Source organism: Thioalkalivibrio sp. ALE16 (assembly GCF_000381305.1).
In the GTDB taxonomy this organism is placed as follows: Bacteria; Pseudomonadota; Gammaproteobacteria; order Ectothiorhodospirales; family Ectothiorhodospiraceae; genus Thioalkalivibrio.
This window is the reverse complement of the sequence record NZ_KB906357.1, coordinates 102,598-124,425: the sequence shown is the minus strand read 5'-3', so window position 1 is coordinate 124,425 and position 21,828 is coordinate 102,598. Positions and strand designations below refer to the sequence as shown.

Below are 21,828 nucleotides of genomic sequence, written 5' to 3'. Positions count from 1 at the left end.
CGCGCGATGCACGCCATCGGCATCGACCTCGGCACCTCCGGGATCCGGCTCGTGCTGCTGGACCCGGCGGGCGAGCGCATCCATGCCGCGCAGCGGGCGCTGCCGGCCTCGGTCGGTGGCGATGAGCAGCGCGCGGAGCAGAACCCGGCCCTTTGGTGGTCCCATGTACGCGAGCTCCTGCGCGAGGCCGCTACGCATCTGGACGGCGAGCCGGCGGCAATCGCGGTGGACGGGACCTCGGCCACCCTGCTGCGCCTGGACGCCGATGGACGCCCGACCCACCCGGCATTGATGTACAACGATGCCCGGGCCACCGACATGCTGCCCGTCCTGGCCGGGGTGGCCCCGGCCGCTTCCGCCGTGCACAGCCCCAGTTCCTCGGCCGCGAAACTGCTGTGGCTGCGTCGCCACGAGGGGCTCTCGGGCGTGCGCCGCGTCCTGCACCAGGCCGACTGGATCGCCGGGCGCCTGCGCGGGCGCTTCGACCACATGGACGAAAACAACGCCCTGAAACTGGGCTACGACGCCCTTTGGGGGGGCTGGCCGAACTGGCTGCAGGAAACCCTCGGGACCGACGCCACCCTGCTGCCGGAGGTGGTCCCCGCCGGCACCGTGCTGGGCCCAGTGGACCCGCAGGTGGCGGAGGCACTGCACCTGAACCCGGCCTGCCGGGTGGTGGCCGGCACCACCGACAGCATCGCCGGATTCCTCGCCTCCGGCGTCGCCGATGACACCACCGGGGTCACCAGCCTGGGCTCGACGCTGGTACTCAAGCAGCTGGCACCGGAGCCGATCTACGCCCCGGAACTGGGCATCTACAGCCACCGCTTGCTGGGACGCTGGCTGGTCGGTGGCGCCTCCAACAGTGGCGGCGCCGTACTGCGCCAGTACTTCGACGACGCGGCGCTGGAGCGACTGAGCGACACCATCGACCCGGAGAGCGACAGCGGGCTGGACTACCGGCCCCTGCCCAGAACCGGCGAGCGCTTCCCGGTCAACGATCCCGAACTGGAGCCGCGTCTCGCCCCCCGCCCCGATGACGACGCGCGCTTCTTGCAAGGGCTGTTCGAGGGGATCGCCCGCATCGAGCGCGACGGCTACCGCCGCCTGACCGAACTGGGCGCCCCGCGCGTGGAGCACGTGGTCTCGCTCGGCGGCGGCGCCCGAAACCCCGTATGGACCCGCATCCGCAGCCGCATCCTCGAATGCCCGGTCACCCCGGCCGCGGATGACGACGCGGCGCACGGAGCCGCCCGCCTCGCGCGCATCGGCGTGGGCCTGGAGCCCGGCTTCACCGACTAACCCGCCCCATGCCGACAAGCTCGATGTAGGAGCCGCCTTGGCGGCGAAGCCCCCGCCAAAGCCGGAGACACCCCCAACAGCGCGCGTTCAGCGAACCGGCTCCTGTAGCACGGATATCCGGTGTTCCAGAACCGTACGCGGGCAGGGGCTTCGCGGCCAAGGCCGCTCCTACCGTGCCCCGGGGCCGCACACCGGCCATCGATGCTACATTCCGAAGGGAACACCACAACAAAGGGATACGACATGCACTGGACGCGAGTTCTCGGGATTGCCCTGCTGGTGGGCGGGATCATTCTGCTGGTGATGGGCTATAACGCGACCGAAAGCCTGGGCGAGGAGCTGCACCAGGAATTCATGGGGCGCTACACGGACGAGACGCGCTGGTACCTGATCGCGGGCGGCGTGATGTCCGTCGTTGGGCTGGTGCTGGCGATCTTCGGGGTGCGCCGCTGAGCCCACCGTGCCGGCCCGTTCGCTCCGCCTGACCCCGCTGTTCGCGTTCCTGGCACCCTTTCGCGGGCTTTCGCGCGTATTCGAGCCGGGCCTGCGGGGCCTGGTGATCGGGCCCCTGATCATCAACATCGTGGTGGTGATCGGGCTTGCGGCGGCGGCCGCACTTGGCTTCGAGGCGCTGCTGGCCGCGTGGCTCCCGAGTGGCTGGGACTGGCTGGCCTGGCTGCTATGGCCGTTGTTCGCCCTGGCGCTGCTGGTGGCCTTTGCGGTATCGGCAGTAGCCCTGGCCGCGATCATCGCCAGCCCGTTCTCCGGCCCGCTGGCCTACCGTACCGCCCGCGGCCTGGGCCACGAACCGCGCCAGCCGGCGCGCTCGTTTCTCGGCGAGATGGGTCACGCGAGCATCACCGCGCTGCGCAAAACCGGGTACTACGCCCTGCTGTTCATCCCGGTCCTGGTGATCACGGTGATCCCCGGGCTGAACCTGCTGGCCGGACTGGCGTGGTTCCTGTTCGGCAGCTGGGTCCTGGCCGTCGAATTCATGGAAGCCCCGCTGGCGAACGACGGCCTGGAGTTTGCGGCGGTCCGCCAGACCCTGCGCGCCCACCGGCTGGAGACGCTCAGCTTCGGGGCCGGCACCACGCTGCTGGCGATGGTGCCGGTGGTGAACCTGCTGCTGGTCCCGGCCGCCGTAATCGGCGCAACCCACCTGCGCGTGCGCCTGCCCGACCCCCGGGGCAACGCCTAAGGCATTTTTCACCACAGAGAGCACGGAGGGCACAGAGAAAGAAATTCAAAAGCGGGTTACAGGAAGTAGGGAAGGACGCTGGAAGGAATAACGATGGCCGGGTCCATTCCTCCGGAATCATCGATCTCGGATGCAGACCTTCCGGGGCAAGGCGACTCGCCGAAACCCTGCGAGCCCCAGGCCCTCCAGCCCATCATCCCTTCCAACCTTCAAACCTTCCTGTAAACCGCCCTTGCCCTTCTTCGTGCCTTCGTGCGCTTCGTGGTGCCAAACGCCCTTGACCTCGTGAGAGGCGGGATCCGAATCAGCCCAGTAGCGCATCCAGCGGGTTGTCGGTCGGCAGCGGGCGCATGCGGCCCTCGCGCAGCTCCTGCGCGACGCCCTGCAGGGAATGGCGGCGGCTGGCGCCCTGGTCGAGCGACAGGAAGAGATAGCCGCGCGTGGCCTCGCCGCGCCACACGAGGCCCATGCGGTGCAGCTGCCCGCTGGCCTTGTCCACCAGTTCGAACCACTCGCCGGTGCGCATCCGGCTGGCATCGAAGACCCAGGGGTCGTCGAGATCGGTCAGCAGATCCGGGTCGTCGTCCTCCAGGCGCGTGGCGCGACGCGCCTGGATGCGTGCCTGCGGGTCGAAGCGCGGCTCGTCGGCCGCGGCACGGATACGCTGCAGGTGCGCCTGCCCGAGGTGCTGCACCACCGCCTTGATGCGCGCCTCGTCGGCGCCATGCTCGCGGGCGGTGGCGACGATCTTCTGCACCAGCGGATTGACTTCCTGCGGGGTGACCCCGTTGCAGATTGCCCGCACCACCTCCTGAACCTCGGCGTCCAGGACCTGCACGGCCGCCTCGTCCACGGCCAGCAGGTCTTCCCAGGCCTCGGCGATCTGCTCGGCGGCGCGCTCCGGCAGCTCGGCACCGGTTTCCAGCACGCATACAGTCAGGGTGCGTCGGGCCCGGGCGGCGCGTTCCTTCTGGCACATCGGCTCGGCAAGTGCGTCCGCCTGCGCCTGCCAGTGCGCGTCCTGCTCCGCCAGGGCCGTATCCCATTCCTCGCGCAGGGCCTGTGCGCCGGCGCGATCGAGGACATCGACCTCCTTTTCCAGGCGTTCGACGCTCTGGCGCATCGCGTCGAGATAGCCTTTGACCAGCGCGGCATCCTCCGCGCCGTTGTCGGGGCTGATGCGCACACCGGTGTTGATCAGGCTGCCCACCCATTCACGCAGCGGGTGGGCGGAGTCGTGGAAGAATTCGAGATCGCGGCTGACCACGCGCGCGAGCAGCGGTTGCAGCTTCAGCATGATCGCGCGGAACTCGGGATGGCACTCGAGCTGGCGCGACACCTCGGCGAACACGCCCGCCAGCACACCCGTGATGACGTCCTCCAGGGGGGCCTCGACCGCCGAGCCACCGGCGCCCGCCGCCGGGCCCATACCCGCCCCGCCGGCGGCCAGCAGCCAGCCGGAGGACGCCGCCCATTGCTGCCAGGCCTCCGGGGCCGCATCCGCCGCGGGCATCGGCGCGCGGGCCGCCACGCCCACGCCAGCGCCGGCTTCCGAAGTGGCCGCCTCGTCCGCCTCGGTCGCGGGCGCCGCCGCGCCGTCGGGGGCCGGTTCGGCGCTGGCGGCGCCCCAGCTCGCGCGAGCCGCCGGCCGGTCCAGATCGCCATCCGGTTCCTCGGAAACCGGCTCGCGGACCAGCCCACAGGACTCCACCGTCTCGACCACGAAGGCCAGGGTCGGCGCGGCGGTACTGCCCAGGCAGCGCACATACCCGCGCATCAGATCGAGGGTCATGTCGGTACGGCCGAACTGGGCCTCGGCGGTCTCGATCAGGCGCTCGTACCAGTTCAGCGGCGACCACGGCGCCCAGCCGGGGTGCTCGAAGCGATCCTCCTCGCGCGCCGCCTGCAGGAAGACGAACCAGGAATAGCGATTGTGCTCGCGGACCAGTCCTTCCAGCTTGTGCCGCAGGGAGCGGCGGGTGGACTGGTAGTCGTCCAGGATCTGCAACCCGGAGTTGTCGCCCGCGTAGCTGGAACCGGAAAATTCGTACTTCGGGGGATAGGTCGTGGCCAGGAAGTCCCGTTCCAGGGCCTCCTCGAACTGGCGGCGCAGCACGAACTGATAGCCCTGAAGCTGGTTGGCCCACTCGCTGCTTTCGGAGTCCTTGCCGCCGGCGGTCCAGTCCCGGGCGATCGCCTCCAGACAGCGGTCGAGGTGATCCGCCACTCGTGGAACGATGCCACGCGCCAGTTGCTGGCGCTGCGCATCCGACAAACCGGCCAGTCCCGACCAAAGCTTCGCCGGATCACCCCCCGGGCCTTCCCGGCCTGTCTGCTCCGTGCCTGCCATTGCTTGGGTGCCCTCGTCTAGCCGCGCGATAGCCCCCGTAAGTTCAACGTGAGGCGCCCCATAGTGTACAGGCGCGGCAAAAGCAGAGCATCCGGGGCAGCTTCCGACTCAACCCGAGGGGAAACACTCATCAATGTGCACGCTCGCGCTCGAGTCGCTTTTGCCTGCGTTTAAAGCGCGGTGACTGCCGTGCAGTCACTCTGCACAAGGGAACCGCAACGCCGCGCCTTGTCTCGGAAAACCTGGGGTACCAACGCGAGTGTGTCCCTTGATCAGTTTTCCCCTAGCGCGGTTCAGTCGTCCAGTGGCTGTGCGCCCACCTGCACCATGTCGCCTTCGATGCGCACGGGGAACCGGGTCAGCGGCTCTTCCGCCGGCGGCTCCATGACCTCGCCGGTGCGCAGACAGAACTGGGCATCGTGCATCGGACAGGTAATGCAGTCGTCGGGGTCGATCTCGCCGTCGGCGATGGGTACATCCTCGTGGGTACAGAGATTCTCCACCGCGAAATACTCGCCGCCGAGGTTGAAGATGGCGACCTCGGTATCCGCCGTCTCCACCAGGCGATGGTCTCCATCCTCGATCGTCCCGACCGGGGCTACATCAATCCAATGTGTCATTGCGTCTCCCTTGGCAAAACCCGGGGTTCAGGCAGCAGATTCGTTCAACGGGCGGATGCACGCAGGGCCGCAGTGGCGGCCGGGTCAATCTCGATCCGCCGCCCTTCTTCCGGGTGATAGGAAAAGCGCCCGACTACGCGCAGGTTCTCGCCCAGGTGGTCGCGGACCGCCGAACCGGGGGTAACCGCCACCCGGTTGATGGCGTCGTCCTCGAGCCAGTAATGCTCGGGATCGTCGAAGCGGTTTACCACTCCCGCGGTTTCCACCAGCTCGCCGTCAAACGCCGGCGCCGACGCCGCCAGTTGCTCCAGCGTTACCGGCGCCACGCGCTCGCCACCGCAGGCTACCAACAAGGCTGACGCTACCAACCCCAGAATCAGGGCCTTCATCCCCTTCCACACGATCGTTTCTCCCGGTTCCGCTCACAGCGCATGCCGCATCCTTCTCCATACAGCCTAACGAAAGGGGCATTCGTCGTGCCGATTCACCCGCGAATCACAGGCTCAAGCGAGACGGTTCGCTGCCGTTACCCGGGAATGACGACCCGAACACGCACCCGACAGGGACGCTCGCTCGTATGAATTCGGCACATCAGAACCGCTCCCGCTCGCCCTCGCGAATGACCCGGCCTCGGTCGAGCGCCGGCCCGAAGGCCACGGGGGCACTGGACCCGAACGAACGGCGACACCTCGCTCCAAGGGAAGACTGGGTGGAACTGGCGGAGGAGACCCTCAGGCTGATCCGGCAACTGCGGGTTTAGGTACTGCGGCGCACCGTGCGTTAGCGGGCGTGCTGGGCAAGCCAGCGGTCCAGGGCATTGCCGAAGGCCTGGCGGTCGCGAGGGCCCAGGGCCGCGGGACCGCCGGTATCCACGCCGCTCCCGCGCAGGGTGTCCATGAAATCGCGCATGCTGAGGCGCTCGCGGATGTTGTCGCGGGTATAGAGCTCGCCGCGTGGATTGAGCGCCTGGCCGCCCTTCTCGATCACCTCCGCGGCCAGCGGGATATCGGCCGTGATCACCAGGTCGCCCGCCGCGAGGCGCCGGACAATCTCGTTGTCGGCCACGTCGAACCCGGCACCCACCTGGATGGAGTCGATCAGCTTGGACGGCGGCGTGCGCATCGGCTGGTTGGCCACCAGGGTCATCGGCGTCCCGGTCCGCTTCGCCGCGCGGAACAGGATTTCCTTGATCACAGCGGGACAGGCGTCCGCATCCACCCAGATCTTCATGGGCCTCCTTCCGGGGCGTTCAATGACGGTTGCGGCACAGGGTATCGGTTCGCGGCGCCCGGCACATTTTTCGCCGCCCGGATTGGCACCCGCACAAGCCCCGTGCTATCAGGGACCTGGACAGGAGAGACCTGCTCCTGCCTTCAAACAGGGCGTGCGTTCCGGTCGGGCCACGCATCCAACCCGCAAGGAGCATCCCATGGGCATCGAAGTTACCAGCATTCTGGGCCTCGTCTGGCTGCTGATCGTAATTTAGGGAAACACTGATCAATGCACACACTCGCGCTCGAGTCGCTTTTGCGTGGGAACAAGGCGCGGTGACTGCCGTGCAGTCATTCTGCACAAGGGAACCGCAACGCCGTTCGCGCGCAAAAGCGGCCGAGCCCCTGCTGTCAATGGCTTGTGGGGTTGGCACCCCAGGTTCCCCGATCCTGCGTTGCGCCACTTGCGGGTAGAACCACTACCCGCTGCGCACCGCGCCTTGTCTCGGAAAACCTGGGGTGCCAACGCGAGCGTGTGCATTGATCAGTGTTTCCCTAAGCCATCGTGCGCACCGCGCAAAGCCCCGCCGGCCCGGTCGTCAAGTTGCTGTGGATCCTGATCCTGCTGTTCCTGCCGCTTCTGGGACTGATCGCCTGGCTGCTGTTGGGCCCCGATAGGCGCCCGTCGCGCCCGTCGCGCCCTTCACAGGCGGCGCAGAAACGCCGCCAGGTCTACGTCCCGGCCCTCCAGTTCGCGGAGCCGCGCAAGCAGCGCTTCCTGAGATCCGAACCGCTCGTGATCAAAGCCCGGGGCACGGGATGTCCGCTGCGGCCCCGGGATACCCGCGTCCGGGTCCGCAGCACGCCAGCCGAAGTCCGGTGGCGGGGCGGCCGTCCGCGTATCGGCAACCGGAACGGCATCCCGCTCCGCAGGGGCCCGCGGGCTCGGCGGATCGGCGGGGCCCTGCGCCTCACCCAACGCGACATCCTCCGCAACCTCGGGGGTGGCCGCCTCTTCCGACGGCGCATCGACCGAAGGCTCAACCCCCTTGATGGCCGGTCGCCCGGTGCGCGCCCGGTACTGCTCGTGCAGGGTGTTCAGGACCTCGGCCAGGGCTTCCGGGTCCGCCACCTCCAGCGCGTTCTCGAAGGCCCGGCGTAACGGGGCCAGGCCCTGGTCGGCATCCACCTCCGGCGGGGGCGTCTCGCCGGCCGGGGAATCCACAGGTTCCTGGACCGCCGTTGCCGGCTGGGCCGTGGCTTCGAATCCGTCATCCTCGGCGGAACCGACAGCGGATCGGGGAGCGGGTGGAGACTCCTCGAGCCGCCCGCGCCAGAAGCGGCTGAAGGCCGCGTCGGGCCCCTGCGGCGGGTCGTCGTCCAGCGCGTTGGCCAGGCGCTGAAACGGGCGGAACGACGGATCGCCCTCGGCAAACAGCGCGACCGGGTGCTGCAGGGTGACCGCCGTCCGCAGACTCTCGTCGCGCTGGACGAACCCCAGGAAATCGACCCGCGTATGCAGGTATTTTTCCACCGCGTTGCCGAAGCGCTGGAACACGCTGCGCGCCTCGGCAACGTCCGCGACCATGTTGACGACCACCCGTACATCCAGCGCCTGCCGGCGCAAGGCGAGTTTCAGCAGGGAGAAGGCGTCCGTCAGGGAGGTCGGCTCCGGGGTGAGCACCAGCAGGACCTGATGGCTGGCCGCGAGGAAGTCCAGCGTGGTGTCGCCGATGCCGGCGGCGGTGTCCAGCAACAGGTCGTCGAAATCCGATTCGATGCGCGCCAGCTCCGTGACCAGGCGCTGCTGGTGGGCCTCGGAGAGCTCGGCGTATTCGCGGATGCCACTGGCGCCCGGGATGATCCGCAGGCCATGGGGCCCTTCCAGAAGGATCTCCTCGATGCCGCATTCCCCGGCCAGCACCTCGGGCAGCCCCCGTTGCGGACGCAGCCCCAGCAGGATGTTGACGTTGGCCAGCCCGGTGTCGCCGTCGAGGATGCACACCCGCCGCCCCCGGCGCGCCAGGGTAATCCCGAGGTTAACCGCGAGGCTGGACTTGCCCACGCCACCCTTGCCGCTGGCCACGGCCAGGACCCGTGGCCGCGCCACCGCTGCGGATCGGGAATCCGCCGAGGCACTGCGATCGGACATTGCGGCTCCCTGCATGGCACTCATCGGCATGGATTAAGGAAACCCTGATCGGTAAAGGATGACGGCGAACTCACGGCCGGTCTACCCCGTCCGGTAGCGCGTCCGAATACCGCACAGTATAGTCGGTTATCAAGAGCGGCCCGGCGCGCAGGCGCCACACGGTGCCACCACCGGGTTCGCGGTTCGGGCAACTGAGACGGCGGGTCGGCTACAGCGTCTCCGGGGAACAGCATGGCGAGGGTCAACACGGCAACGGACGCATTACCCAGCCTGCCCCAGGCGCTGATCCCCGTTCTTGATGCCACCCAGGCAGATGAAGCCGATTTCCAGTCCCTCGCCCGCGCCATCCTGCAGGACGCCGGGATGTCCGGCCGCCTGCTGCAGGCCGCCAACTCCCCCTTCTACTACCGTGGCTCGCCCTGCCGCACCATCGACCGCGCCCTGTTCAGCCTGGGCCTGGACACGGTGCGCAGTCTGGCCCTCACCGCGGCGATCCAGCAGCTGTTCGGCGAGTTCGCACCCCGGCATCGCGGCTACCTCCGCGTAATCTGGCGCCGCGCCCTGACCACCGCCAGCCTCGCCCAGGTCCTCGCGACCCTGACCCGCTACCCCCGCCCGGAAGAGGCCTACCTGGCCGGGTTGCTGATCGACATCGGCCGCCTGATCCGGCTTGCCGGAGACGAGGGCCACTACTGGCCCCTGCTGCAGGCGGCGGAGGATGACCCGCACCTGGTGGCCCTCGAACGCGACAGCTTCGGGTGCCACTACGGCGAGCTGGGCGGCGACTGCCTGGAGACCTGGGGCCTCGGCCGTTTCGTGGCCGATGCCGTGCGCTACCACCTGGAGCCGGCCGAACGCGTGCGTGATGCCCACCACCTGGTGAAGCTGGTGAACCTGGCACATGCCATGGCCTGCCTTCCGGCCACCCTCGCGGCCAGCACCGAGGCCACCTGCAACGAAACGGCGCTGGCCGCCGCCGACACGCTGTTCGGCCTGAACGAGGGTCTGGCACGGGCGCTGCGCGAACGGGTGGCCGAAGATGTTCGGCGCATCGCCGGCTCGCTCGAGATCGATCTCGACGCCCCCGCGTCGGGTCCAGAGACGCAGGACGGGCCGGAATCGAACGACCGGGCAGCCGAACGCGCCCTTGGGGCACGGGTCCGGGACCTCACCGAACTGGAACGGATCAACGCGGAGATGGCCCGCGCGACCCGCCTGCAGGACCGCTGCCTGGCCGCGCGGCGCACCCTGTTTTTGACCCTGGGCGTGAGCCAGAGCCTGCTGTTTCTGGTCGACGACGACCAGCAGTCGGTCTCCGCCTGGGTAGAGGATGACGAGACACCCGATTTCACCCTGCCGCTGCTGCCCGGGCGCAGCCTGGTCACCGACACCCTGCTGGACCGCGAGATCCTGCGTCACGAGGAGGAAAACGCCGCCGGCCTCCCGGTGATCGACCAGCAGCTGTTCCGCCTGTGCGAGGCGGAACGCCTGTGGAGCTTTCCGCTGCTGGCCGAGGGCCAGCAGCCCGCCGGCGTGCTGATCCTCGGGCTGACGCACGGCCAGGCGGAGGGCCTGGAACCCCGCAGCGACTTCATCCGCTCCCTGACCCGCGAGATCGCGCGCGCCCTGACGCAGCCCCGCCCCGAGCCCCGAGACACCGACGCTACCGAACAGCGCATCCGCGAGACCGTGCACGAGGCCGGCAACCCGCTCAGCATCATCCAGAACTACCTGGGCGTGCTGCACCACAAGCTGGGTGCGGAGCACGAGGCCCGCCACGAGCTGGGCCTCATCAAGGACGAGATCGACCGGGTCGGGCGCATCCTGCTGCGCCTGCGCGATCCGGAGGCCGCCGCGACCGGAGAGACCGGACCGGGCTCGCTGAATGCGCTGGTGCGCCAGGTCGCGGATATCGTCGACGGGTCCCTGTGCCGGACCCGGGGCATCGAGCTCCACCTGGACCTCAGCCCCTCGGACCCGCCGCTGTCCGTGTCGGCGGATCACCTGCGCCAGATCCTGACCAACCTGCTGAAGAACGCCGCGGAGGCGCAGGAGAACGGTGGCGAGATCAGTATCGCCACCCGCGCCCCGACCACGGTCAATGGCCGCCGCGTGGTCCCCTTGTCGGTGACCGACAAGGGACCCGGCCTGCCACCGGCGGTCCAGGCCGCCGCGTTTGCGCCGGTGGCGTCCAGCAAGGGGCCGGGCCATGCCGGCCTGGGGCTCAGCATCGTCAAGCGCCTGACCGAGGAGATCGGTGCGGGCTTCACCTTTACCAGCACAAGCGCCGGGACGCGCTTCGAAATCACCCTGCCCCTGGTCACACAGGGGACAGCGGACGCATCAGGGATGACGCAATCATGACGCCCTGAGGCCTTGATGACCGACCGCGACACGCCGATCGACCCGCAGTCCGTCCGCATCCTGATCGCCGATGACGACCCCGGCCTGCTCGAAAGCCTGCGGGGCCTGCTGAGTCTGGAAGGCTATCCCGTACGCACCACCCCGGGTGGCGGCGCCGCCATCGAGGCCCTGCGCGAAAAGCACTATGACCTGCTGCTGCTCGATCTCGCCATGCCGGAACTCGACGGCCTCGATGTCCTGCGCTTCATGCAGGCCGCCGGCCTGGAAACCCTGACCGTGGTGGTGAGTGGCAACAGCACCGTGGAGGACGTCGCCGGGGCCCTGCGCGAGGGCGCGCACGACTATCTGAAAAAACCCTACGAACCGGCCGAACTGCTGGCGACCGTGCGCAACGCGCTGCAGCACAAGGCGCTGGAAGACGCCAACCGCGCCATGCGCGCGCGTCTGGAGAAATCCGAGCGCCTGCACCGCATGATCGTGAACAACTCGCCCGACATCGTGTTCGTGCTGGATGCGGAACACCGCTTCCGTTTCGTGAACTCGCGCGTCCACGAACTGCTGGGCTATGCCCGTCAGGACCTGCTCGAGTCCTCCATCCTGGACCTGGTCGAACCCGAGGACCGCGACAAGGCCGCGTATTTCTTCGAACAGGCCACCCGCCGCCAGGCCCATATCCGCTCCGTCGAACTCGCCCTGAAACCGGCGCGCCCGTCCCACACCCGGCACTTCTTCGAGGTCGCGGTGTGGCCCAACGGGGCCGGGGACGAAAACGCCGATGGCCGGCATGAGGCGCTGACCTACGGCACCGCCCGCGACATCACCGAGCGCAAGGAATCCGAGGCCTTCATCAACTTCCAGGCCTACCACGACCTGCTCACTCGCCTGCCCAACCGCGCCCTGTTTCGCGACCGCGTGGATGTGGCCATTTCCCACGCCCATCGCTCCGGCACGCAGCTGGCCGTGCTGTTTATCGACCTGAACCGCTTCAAGGTGATCAACGACTCGCTCGGGCACACGGTCGGCGACCGCCTGCTGCAGGGCGTGGCGCAGCGCCTGCAGGGCTGCATCCGCAAGGGGGACACGCTGTCGCGCTTCGGCGGCGACGAGTTCACCCTGCTGATACCGGGTCTGGCCAGCAGCGAGTCCGCCATCCAGGTGGCCGAGAAGATCCTGGAGAGCCTGCAGGCCCCGTTCCAGATCGGCGACCACGAACTGTTCGTCGGCGCCAGCATCGGCATCGCAATCTACCCGGATGCCGGCGACAACCTCGAGGCCCTGATCAAGAACGCGGACATCGCGATGTACCGCGAAAAGAGTACCGGCAAGACCGGGGTGCGCGTGTACAGCCCGGACATGGGCGGCCACCCCCCGCGCCGGCTGCAGCTGGAACAGGACATGCGCCGCGCCCTGGAGCGCGACGAGTTCCATATCCTCTATCAGCCTCAGGTCGACACGGAAACCGGGCAAATGGTCGGCGTCGAGGCGCTGATTCGCTGGGACCACCCGCAACTGGGGCTGCTGGGCCCGGCCGAGTTCATCCCGGTCGCCGAGGACACCCGCCTGATCGTGGATCTCGACCGCCTGACCCTGCGCACCGCCATTCGCGAGGTGCAGCAGCACATGCAGTCGGGCTATCCGGAACTACATTTGGCCGTGAACCTCTCCCCCGTACTGGTGGAGCGCGACGATTTCGTCGAGGACTTCCTGGGCATCCTGGGCGAGGCCGGCTTCCCGCCCGATCTGCTGGAGGTGGAGATCACCGAGAACCTGCTGATGAGCGACACCCCGGACACGGTGCACAAACTGAACCGGCTGGGGGCCGCCGGCGTGCAGATCGCGGTGGACGACTTCGGCACCGGCTACTCGTCCCTCAGCTACCTGCAGAAGCTGCCGATCCATACCCTCAAGATCGATCGCAGCTTCACGCAGACCATCTGCCGCGAGGACGAGGCCTGCATCGTCAACGCGATCATCTCCATGGCGCGCGGCCTGAACATGAATATCGTGGCCGAGGGGGTGGAGACCGACGCCCACCGCGATTACCTGCGCAAGCTGGAGTGTCCGATGATGCAGGGCTTCCTGTTCGGTCAGCCCGCCCCGCTGCACCGCCTGCTGGAGAACGACGCGATCGCGCCCCGGCCCGTAGCCTGTCAGTAGGCCGCGACCACGACCGCCTGCTCGACCTACTCGACCGCGGCCACCTGCGACTCGGTATCCGCCAGGAAGCGGTGCCCCTGGCGCAGGCAGTAGCGCAGCCACTTGTACAGGAACCGGTTGTGCCGCCAGCGACAGACCAGGCCCGGGTGGCCGCTCAGCATCTCCGGGACGGCACCGTCCCCGATGGTCCGGCAGTGCAGCTCTAGCACCTCGGCCTGGCGCGCGTCATGGAACAGGCGCACGCGCATGTCTGGCTGCTCGCGGCGTTCACCCTGATGATCGAACCGGTAGGTGAGGTGCAGCGTGGTGGTATAGCGGGTGCGCTCCAGCACCTCCAGGTACAGATCCAGCGCGCCCGCCACCCGCGAGACCGAACGCACCGGCTGCCGCTCGAGTTCGGGACACAGACGGCGCAGCGCGAGGTAGTTCTCCTCGTACATCTCCATCAGTGCCGCGAAGCTCTCGGGCCTGGGTTCCAGGTGGGACGGGGTCTGACGCTCCAGCAACATGTCGCGCAGTCTAACAGGCCAGGGCGGCTTCGCCGCGAGCGCCAGTAGTGCCAGGCGGGACACCCCCCGGGGTTTTTGGTACCTTCGAATCGACCAACAAGGATCCGCGACCCCATGGACATAAGCGTCGTCACCACCCGGCCCTTTTCCGACCAGAAGCCCGGCACCTCCGGCCTGCGGAAGCGCGTCCGCCAGTTCCGCCAGCCGCACTACCTCGAGAACTACATCCAGAGCATCTTCGACGCCTGTCCCGACCTGAAGGACGGCGAACTGCTCCTGGGTGGCGACGGGCGCTTCCACAACCGCGAGGCGATCCAGCTGATCCTGCGCATGGCCCTGGCCAACGGTGTGAAGAAGGTCGCCGTGGGGCACGCCGGCCTCCTGTCGACCCCGGCCGCATCGCACCTCATCCGCTCGCGCGGGGCGACGGGCGCCCTGATCCTGTCTGCCTCGCACAACCCGGGAGGCCCGGAGGGCGATTTCGGGGTCAAGCTCAACACCGCCAACGGCGGCCCCGCTCCGCCCTCGGTGACCGACGCCATCTTCGAGCAGAGCACCCGCATCCAGCACTACCGCATCGCCAATGGCACCGAGCACGTGGACATCGATCACCTGCACGCCGGACAGCTGGGCGACATGGCCGTCGAGGTGGTCGATCCGGTCGGGACCTATGCCGATTACATGGCCACCCTGTTCGACTTCGAGCGCATCGGCGAACTCCTGCGCTCCGATCACTTCCGCATGCGCTTCGATGCCATGCATGCCGTGACCGGCCCGTATGCCGAGGAGATCCTGGTCAACCGCCTGGGGGCCCCGGCCGAGACCATCCTGCGCGCCGAGCCGCTGGCCGACTTTGGTGGCCGCCACCCGGACCCGAACCTGTCGCACGCGCGGGAGCTGCGCGAGGCCCTGTACGGCCGCGATGCCCCGGATTTTGGCGCCGCCTCGGACGGTGACGGCGACCGCAATATGATCCTCGGCCGGCATTTCTTCGTCACGCCTTCGGACAGCCTCGCGATCATGGCGGCCAACGCCCACCACATCCCGGCATTTGCCGACGGCCTGAAGGGCGTGGCGCGCAGCATGCCTACCAGTCAGGCCGTAGACGTGGTCGCCACAAAGCTGGACCTCCCCTGCTTCGAGACCCCGACCGGCTGGAAATTCTTCGGCAACCTGCTGGACGACGGACGCATCCGGCTGTGCGGCGAGGAAAGTTTCGGCACCAGTTCCGACCACGTGCGCGAAAAGGACGGCCTGTGGGCCGTGCTGTTCTGGCTCAACCTGCTGGCGGCCCGGCGCCAGTCGGTGGAGGAGATCGTGCGCGATCACTGGCGCCAGTACGGACGCCATTACTACACCCGGCACGACTACGAGGCCGTGGAGAGCGACCGCGCCGAACAGGTGATGGCACGCATCCGCGAACAGCTCTCGGTGCTGCCGGGGCAATCCCTGGCCGGCATGCGCGTGGCGCGCGCGGACGACTTCGCCTACCGCGACCCGGTGGACAACAGCCTGACCGAGCACCAGGGCCTGCGGGTGCTGTTCGAGAGCGGTGCCCGCATCGTCTTCCGGCTGTCCGGCACCGGCACCGAGGGCGCCACGCTGCGCCTGTACATCGAGCAGCACGAGACCCATCCGGAACACCTCGATGCCGACCCGCAGGAACTGCTGCGTCCACTGATCGAGGCCGCCTCCCGGCTCGGCGACATCCCCGGCCTGACCCGCCGCGAGAAACCCGACGTCATCACCTGACCGGGCCCGCGCGGCATGGATATCACCGCCACCCGCATCCGCTGGCGGCACGGCTATGCCTTCGTGCTGGCCGCCACTGCCTCGGCCGTCGGCCTGGGCAACATCTGGAAGTTCCCCTATATCCTGGGCGAGAACGGCGGGGGTGCGTTCCTGCTGGTCTACCTCGCGGCGATTGCCGTAATCGGTATCCCGGTCATGATGGCCGAGGTCATGATCGGCCGGCGCGGGCGCCGGTCACCGGGCTATGCGGCGCTGGCCGTAGCCCGCGAGAGCCGGGCGCACGATGGCTGGCAGATGGTGGGCTGGATCGGGATCCTAGCGTCATTCGTGATCATGGGCTTTTATGTGGTGGTGGCGGGGTGGGTGTTTTCCTACATCCCGCAGGCGGCGGCCGGGGCCTTTTCCCAGGCCGATGGCGAACAGGTACGGGCGGTCTTCGTGGCCACCACCACCTCGGCCAGCGGAATGCTGTCGTGGACGGCCTTCGGGATCGGTGCCACCTTTCTGATCCTCGGCCTGGGGCTGCGCGGCGGCCTGGAACGCAGCGTCAGCGTCCTGATGCCCCTGCTGTTCGCGCTGTTGTTGCTGGCAATGGCCAGCGGCCTGTGGATCGGCGACGTCCGCAGCGCGGCCGCCTTCATGTTTTGGCCCGATTTCGCGGCACTGGAGCCGCGCAGCCTGCTGATCGCCGTCGGCCATGCCTTCTTTACCATGACCCTCGCGGCCGGCGTGCTGATGATGTTCGGGGCCTACCTGCCACAGGAGATCTCGATCGGCGGCACCGCCGCCGGCATCGCAATCGCGGACACCCTGATTGCCCTGACCGCGGGGCTCGCGATCTTTCCCGTTGTATTCGCCTTCGATCTCGATCCCACGGCCGGCCCCGCTCTGATGTTCGAAGCCCTGCCCCTGGCGCTCAGCGCGATCCCGGCCGGCGCGCTCCTGACCGTGCTGTTCTTCGTCATGCTGGGCCTTGCCGCCTTCGGCACGATGATCACCGGCGTTCAGGTCTTCGTGCACCTGCTCCACGAACGTTTCGGGCTTGGGCACTGGTGGGCGTCCCTTACGGCCACGCTGAGCATCGGGGCGTGCAGCCTGATCACCATTTTTTCCTTCAGCGGGGCGGAATGGGCGCAAATCGATATCACGCTACTTGGGCGCGAACTGCCAACGCTTTACCACCTGCTGGAACACACCTCGATCAATATCCTGCTGCCCCTTTCCGGGCTGATGATCGCGGTGTTCGCTGGCTGGGTGGTCCCGGCGCACATCGCGGCGCAGGAGCTGCCGCACCGGCCGCTTGTCCTGGCCACCTGGCGCTGGACCCTGCGTTTCGTGGCCCCCGCCGCACTCCTGCTGCTGTTCTGGCAGCTCTCGTCCTTCGGCAGCCACCTGCCCCGCCTTTAGGGAAATACTGGGGTAACTAACCCAGCAGGGTCTGCAGTCTCTCCACGGCCTCGCGCAGTCGGGTCTCCGACTGGATATAGGCGATCCGCAGATAGTCCCGCCCCCGAGTCGGGCTGAAATCCGTACCTGGCGTCAGGGCCACGCCGGCCTGGTCGAGAATGCGTGCGCAAAGCGCCTCGGAGTCCGGTCCGTGGGCGGTACAGTCGGCATAGATGTAGAACGCCCCTTCCGGACGCGCCTGGACCTCGAGCCCGAGCCCCGGCAGCGCGTCCAGGAGCACATCGCGCCGCTGTTCGAGCTCGCGCACCTGCGTCTGCAGCAGGGCCTCGGTCGCCGGGGTGAAGGCCTCCAGTGCCGCCGTCTGGGCCATCGTGGCCGGGGCCACGAACAGGTTCTGCGCCAGGCGACGCACCGGGTCCACCCAGGTCTCCGGCACCACCATCCAGCCCAGGCGCCAGCCGGTCATCGCGAAGTACTTGGAGAAGGAATTGATCACCACCACGTCCGGGAAGCCAGCCGCGGCACTGGGCTCGGGGCGGTCAAAGACGATCTGGGCGTAGATCTCGTCCATGATCACCAGCCCGCCGCGCTCGCGCACGACCTCGACGATCGCGGTCAGGCGTTCGCGCGACAGGCAGGTCCCGGTCGGGTTCGCCGGGGAGCCCAGCAGCACCGCCCGGGTATTCCCGCCCCATGCCCCGGCGATGGCCTCGGGCGTCGGCTGGAAGGCATCCTCGGCGTGCACCGGCAGGCCCACGGGCAGCGCGCCACGCGCGGCGACGAACTGCCGGTTGCAGGCGTAGCCAGGATCCGGCAGCAGGACCTCCTCGCCCGGGTTCACCCCGGCCGCCAGGGCCAGCAGGATCGCCGCCGACGCGCCCGCCGTGATCACGATCCGCTCGGGATCCACATCGGCACCGTGGCGCCACCGGTAGTCGGCGCCCAGTGCCTCGCGCAGCGCGCGGGTCCCGTGGGCGGGAGTGTAGCGCGTATCCCCGGCGGCCAGCGCCGCACGACCGGCGGCAATCACCGGCGGCGGCGTCGGGAAATCCGGCTCCCCGACCTCCAGATGGATGATATCGCGCCCGTTGCGCTCGGCCTCCTGGGCCCGGGCGAGGATGTCCATCACGCGGAACGGCTCGACCACCCTGGCGAATGCCGACAGGTCCGGGTCATGGGCCGGGCTGGCGAGAGGCGCCGAGGTCATCCTGGACTCAGCGGCGCACGTGCCGCATCAGGCGCTTGCGCTTTTGCTGCTGCCGCGGAGTCAGCTTGTTGCGCCGGCCGGCATACGGATTGCGACCGGACCGGAACTCCAGGCGCAGGGGCGTCCCGACCAGCTTGAGGTGCTTGCGGAAGAAGTTTTCCAGGTAGCGCTTGTAGCTGCCCGGCAGGGAATCGGTCTGGTTGCCGTGGACCACGATCACCGGCGGATTCTGCCCGCCCTGATGGGCGTAGCGCAGCTTGATCCGGCGGCCGCTGACCATGGGCGGCGCATGCTCCGCCACCGCGGCCTCGAGCAGGCGCGTAAGTTCCGGCGTGGAGACCTTGCGAAAGGCGCTGGCATGCGCCTCGCGCACATCGTCCAGCAGGTGCCCGACATTGGTGCCGTGCAGTGCGGAAATCAGGCGCATGCGGGCGAAGTCGACAAACCCCAGGCGGCGGTCCAGCTCGTCCCGGATGCGCTCGCGCGCATGGTCCTCCATGCCATCCCACTTGTTGACCGCCAGCACCAGCGCGCGCCCGGCCTCGATCACCATGCCCAGCAGGTGCGAATCCTGGTCCGACAGCCCGGACTGGGCATCGACCACCAGGATCACCACATGCGCGGCCTCGATCGCCTGCAGCGTCTTGATCACGCTGAATTTCTCGATCACTTCATGCACCCGCGCCCGGCGCCGCACACCGGCGGTATCGATCAGGGTGTAGTCGGTGCCGTCACGCTCGAAGGGTACGAAGATGCTGTCGCGGGTGGTCCCCGCGACATCGGTGGCGACCACGCGCTCGTCACCAAGGATGCGATTGACCAGGGTCGACTTGCCGACATTGGGCCGCCCGACAATCGCCACGCGGATGCCCGGCCAGTCGTCCAGGGCCGCCTGCTGTGAGGCCTCGTCGAGCCCGTCGCTGGACGCCGCTTCACTGGCCTCATCGCCGCCGGCCTCCAGCGCCGCGCGGCGCGCCGCCGCCACGTCCTTGCGAACGCCCTGCATCAGGCCCTGGACGCCCCGCCCGTGGGCGGCCGCGATGGCCGTGATCGCGCCCAGGCCCAGCGCGTAGAATTCGGCACTGACCGAGTCGGCGTCCAGACCGTCGGTCTTGTTCACCACCACCCGGGCCTTCACACCGGCCGCCCGCAGCTGGTCGGCGATGGCCTGGTCCTGCGGCGTCAGGCCATCGCGGGCGTCCACCAGGAACAGCACGTGATCGGCCTCGGCCACCGCGCGCCGAGTCTGCTCGGCCATCGCGCGGTCCATTTCCGCGCCCTCGCCCGACAGGCCGCCGGTGTCCACCACCAGGTAGGGGAAGTCGCCCACCTTGCCAATGCCGTACTGGCGATCCCGCGTGAGCCCCGCGACATCGGCCACCAGGGCATCACGCGAGCGCGTGAGCTGATTGAACAGGGTGGACTTGCCGACGTTGGGGCGCCCGACCAGCGCGATCACCGGGATCATCGGCGTTCCCGACCCCCGCGGTACCCAGAGCCGGCTGGCCTAAGCGGGCTCACTCGGCGCCCCGAATCGCGGGGTTCACCGCGGTCAGTTGCCCGTTGTCGGTCACCACGTACAGCGTCCCGTTGACCAGCGTCGGGCGGGTCACCACGGAACCCGAGCTCGCGCGCAGCCGCGCGACGATGCGCCCATCCTCGAGATCGATCCAGTGCAGGTAGCCCTCGTAATCGCCGACGATCGCATGCGGTCCCACCACGACCGGCGCCGTTACCCCGCGCAGGCGCAGCCCGTCCATCTGCCACAGGTCGCCGCCACTGCGCGGCTGCAGGCCCCACACGTGGCTCTCGGCATCGGTCACCACCAGCACGTCGGAGTCGGTGTCCACATCCGCGCCCTGGTAGGACGAGAAATCGCGGGTCCAGAAGAGCTCGCCGGAATTCAGATCCAGCGCGGCCAGACGGCCCTGATAGCTCGCGGCAATGGCCGCACCGCGATACAGCGGGATATGGCCGTCCACGTCTACCATGCGCTCGACCTCGGTGCGACCACTGGGGATGCCCAGCGTGGTCTCCCACAGGACATTGCCGCGATTAAGCCCCAGCATCAGCAGGCGCCCGTTGTCGAACCCGGCCAGCACGCGTCCGGAGGTGATCTGCGGGCGCTGGGCGCCGCGCAGGCTCAGCGAGGGCGTGGTCCGCAGCGCGGTCCACTGGGTCGCGCCCGAGGCGGCGTCCAGCGCATGCAGACGGCCGTCATTGGTGCGCACGACCACCAGCCCGCCAGCGACGTCCGAGACGGTCAGCACCTCGCTGGACAGCGCGGCGCGCCAGCGTTCCCCGCCCCCTTCCAGGTCCACGCCGATCGCGTAGCCGTCCAGGGTCCCAACCACCGCGAGGTCTGCGCCAACCCCGACACCGGCCGAGACTCGGGCATCGTCCAGGCGCACCTGCCAGCGCTGGCTGCCACTCTCCGGATTCAGCCCGGAGACACGTCCGCCGGCGTCGGTCATCACCACAAGGTCGTCGGTGATCCCCGGGTAGACCTGCCACAGGAAACGCTCGCCGCCGCTGCCCACCGAGCGCGACCACAGCCGTTCCGGCTGTCCTTCCGCCTCGAACTCCGGCAGTTCGGCCGGGGGCTCGGTGGTATCACGCTGCCACAGCCCGCAGGCGCTGAGGGACAGGATCAGGGCGCCGGCAATCAGCAGACGCATGGCCGGACTTGCAAGGTAAGGCACTGACATCGGGCGACAGATCCTCTAGGGAAACAAGGGTTTATGTACGCACTCGCGTTCGTGTCGCGGGTGCGCGCGAACGACGGGCGGCCCAGGAGTCTGTCGGATTCGGGCGATCGTCGCGAGCGTGGCGGGAGAGCGAATCCATTTTTTCGGCCTCTCGGGCGCATAGTGGCCACTATGAAACGAGCGAGACCGGACAAAGGGGCCGTTCTCCCACGCGCACAGCCGATCAGTTCCAAGTCCGACAGACTCCGCCCCCCTCATTCAAACGGAAAGCTCTTCGTATTTCAGGCGCAGGTATTCGGGGCTGTGGCCCGCGTCCAGGGCCGCCTCGTAATGTTCCCGGGCGCCCTCGCGATCGCCGCGAGCACGGGCGAGATCGCCCTGCAGCTCGCGCTTCAGGCCGTTGAAGGCCTCACTGCGCACATCCGCGAGGGTGGTCTCGGCGTCGTCCAGACGCTCGGCCAGGATCATCTGGCGCGCGAGACGCAGGGTCAGCACCTCGCGGTAGCCCCGATCGGGGGCCGCGTCGCGCGCGGCCTGCAGGGCGCTGATCGCCGTGTCGTGATCGTCCTGGGCAATGGCGACATCCGCGCGGTAGACCCAGGCCAGCGCACGGTATGGCGTGCCCCGGCCCTGCTCGATGATCGCATCGGCCAGTTCCTGGGCGCGATCGGTCTGCCCGGTCTGGCCGGCCACCTGCAGGGCCTGATACATCTCGGAGGCCGCCTGGGCGCGGGTTTCTTCCCGATCGCTCCACCAGTTCCAGCCGAACAGGCCGGCGACCCCGAGGACCAGGCCAGCCACGATCGCAAGGCCGTTGTCCGCCCACCACTGTTTGATGCGTTCGGCTTTTTCTTCGTCGGTGAGATCGCTCATGCTGTTCCTTGTTCT

17 protein-coding genes and 1 pseudogene are annotated in these 21,828 nt (G+C 68.5%); 8 read left to right on the top strand and 10 right to left on the bottom strand.

Annotated features, from left to right (window positions below; genetic code table 11):
- Positions 1-6: 6 nt before the first annotated feature.
- From F627_RS0105075 to cysZ, 3 genes are all read left to right on the top strand, one after another.
- Positions 7-1,302, top strand: a complete 1,296-nt coding sequence (locus F627_RS0105075) for an FGGY-family carbohydrate kinase (protein ID WP_019583454.1) — start codon at positions 7-9, stop codon at positions 1,300-1,302.
- Positions 1,303-1,545: 243 nt separating this feature from the next.
- A complete protein-coding gene (locus tag F627_RS0105070; RefSeq protein WP_018875710.1) occupies positions 1,546-1,755 on the top strand; it encodes a DUF3185 family protein in 210 nt (69 codons plus the stop codon).
- A 7-nt stretch (positions 1,756-1,762) separates the two neighbouring features.
- Positions 1,763-2,503 (top strand): sulfate transporter CysZ, encoded by a 741-nt coding sequence (cysZ, locus tag F627_RS0105065; RefSeq protein ID WP_018875711.1) that lies wholly within the window; start codon positions 1,763-1,765, stop codon positions 2,501-2,503.
- A gap of 304 nt (positions 2,504-2,807) precedes the next feature.
- Here cysZ and F627_RS0105055 read toward each other — a convergent pair whose 3' ends face one another.
- From F627_RS0105055 to F627_RS0105040, 4 genes are all read right to left on the bottom strand, one after another.
- On the bottom strand, positions 2,808-4,778 hold the full coding sequence (locus F627_RS0105055) for a DUF1631 family protein (RefSeq protein ID WP_018875712.1): 1,971 nt from the start codon (positions 4,776-4,778) through the stop codon (positions 2,808-2,810).
- A 368-nt stretch (positions 4,779-5,146) separates the two neighbouring features.
- Entirely contained in the window at positions 5,147-5,473 is a 327-nt protein-coding gene (locus F627_RS0105050; protein ID WP_018875713.1) for a non-heme iron oxygenase ferredoxin subunit, read from the bottom strand.
- A gap of 44 nt (positions 5,474-5,517) precedes the next feature.
- On the bottom strand, positions 5,518-5,862 hold the full coding sequence (locus F627_RS0105045; RefSeq protein WP_019558184.1) for a hypothetical protein: 345 nt from the start codon (positions 5,860-5,862) through the stop codon (positions 5,518-5,520).
- Positions 5,863-6,253: 391 nt separating this feature from the next.
- Positions 6,254-6,703 (bottom strand): YaiI/YqxD family protein, encoded by a 450-nt coding sequence (locus F627_RS0105040; RefSeq protein ID WP_018866806.1) that lies wholly within the window; start codon positions 6,701-6,703, stop codon positions 6,254-6,256.
- Between the two features lie 540 nt (positions 6,704-7,243).
- Here F627_RS0105040 and F627_RS16290 point away from each other — a divergent pair.
- A pseudogene (locus F627_RS16290) lies at positions 7,244-7,357 on the top strand (PLDc N-terminal domain-containing protein); the annotation flags it as partial.
- Positions 7,358-7,387: 30 nt separating this feature from the next.
- Here F627_RS16290 and F627_RS0105030 read toward each other — a convergent pair.
- The gene (locus F627_RS0105030) at positions 7,388-8,836 is read right to left on the bottom strand and encodes a P-loop NTPase (protein WP_019583452.1); all 1,449 of its coding nucleotides are present in this window, start codon (positions 8,834-8,836) and stop codon (positions 7,388-7,390) included.
- 231 nt (positions 8,837-9,067) lie between these two features.
- Here F627_RS0105030 and F627_RS0105025 point away from each other — a divergent pair, with 231 nt between their 5' ends.
- Both F627_RS0105025 and F627_RS0105020 read left to right on the top strand, forming a co-directional pair.
- The gene (locus F627_RS0105025; protein ID WP_019583451.1) at positions 9,068-11,200 is read left to right on the top strand and encodes an HDOD domain-containing protein; all 2,133 of its coding nucleotides are present in this window, start codon (positions 9,068-9,070) and stop codon (positions 11,198-11,200) included.
- Positions 11,201-11,215: 15 nt separating this feature from the next.
- Positions 11,216-13,357, top strand: coding sequence for an EAL domain-containing protein (locus F627_RS0105020; protein WP_019583450.1), 2,142 nt, complete (start codon positions 11,216-11,218; stop codon positions 13,355-13,357).
- A 26-nt stretch (positions 13,358-13,383) separates the two neighbouring features.
- Here F627_RS0105020 and F627_RS0105015 read toward each other — a convergent pair whose 3' ends face one another.
- Positions 13,384-13,866, bottom strand: coding sequence for a DUF1249 domain-containing protein (locus F627_RS0105015; protein ID WP_018866811.1), 483 nt, complete (start codon positions 13,864-13,866; stop codon positions 13,384-13,386).
- A 114-nt stretch (positions 13,867-13,980) separates the two neighbouring features.
- Here F627_RS0105015 and F627_RS0105010 point away from each other — a divergent pair, with 114 nt between their 5' ends.
- Together F627_RS0105010 and F627_RS0105005 are read left to right on the top strand one after the other, a co-directional pair.
- Entirely contained in the window at positions 13,981-15,618 is a 1,638-nt protein-coding gene (locus tag F627_RS0105010; RefSeq protein ID WP_018866812.1) for an alpha-D-glucose phosphate-specific phosphoglucomutase, read from the top strand.
- Positions 15,619-15,633: 15 nt separating this feature from the next.
- The gene (locus tag F627_RS0105005; RefSeq protein ID WP_019583449.1) at positions 15,634-17,025 is read left to right on the top strand and encodes a sodium-dependent transporter; all 1,392 of its coding nucleotides are present in this window, start codon (positions 15,634-15,636) and stop codon (positions 17,023-17,025) included.
- A 16-nt stretch (positions 17,026-17,041) separates the two neighbouring features.
- Here F627_RS0105005 and F627_RS0105000 read toward each other — a convergent pair whose 3' ends face one another.
- The 4 genes from F627_RS0105000 to F627_RS0104985 form a co-directional block, all read right to left on the bottom strand.
- Positions 17,042-18,232, bottom strand: a complete 1,191-nt coding sequence (locus F627_RS0105000; protein ID WP_019583448.1) for an aminotransferase class I/II-fold pyridoxal phosphate-dependent enzyme — start codon at positions 18,230-18,232, stop codon at positions 17,042-17,044.
- 7 nt (positions 18,233-18,239) lie between these two features.
- Positions 18,240-19,700 (bottom strand): ribosome biogenesis GTPase Der, encoded by a 1,461-nt coding sequence (gene der / locus F627_RS0104995; RefSeq protein ID WP_018878357.1) that lies wholly within the window; start codon positions 19,698-19,700, stop codon positions 18,240-18,242.
- Between the two features lie 49 nt (positions 19,701-19,749).
- On the bottom strand, positions 19,750-20,910 hold the full coding sequence (gene bamB / locus F627_RS0104990; protein WP_019583447.1) for an outer membrane protein assembly factor BamB: 1,161 nt from the start codon (positions 20,908-20,910) through the stop codon (positions 19,750-19,752).
- A gap of 288 nt (positions 20,911-21,198) precedes the next feature.
- Positions 21,199-21,813: a tetratricopeptide repeat protein gene (locus tag F627_RS0104985; protein ID WP_018866817.1), complete on the bottom strand. Its 615-nt coding sequence runs from the start codon at positions 21,811-21,813 to the stop codon at positions 21,199-21,201.
- Between the last annotated feature and the right edge of the window lie 15 nt (positions 21,814-21,828).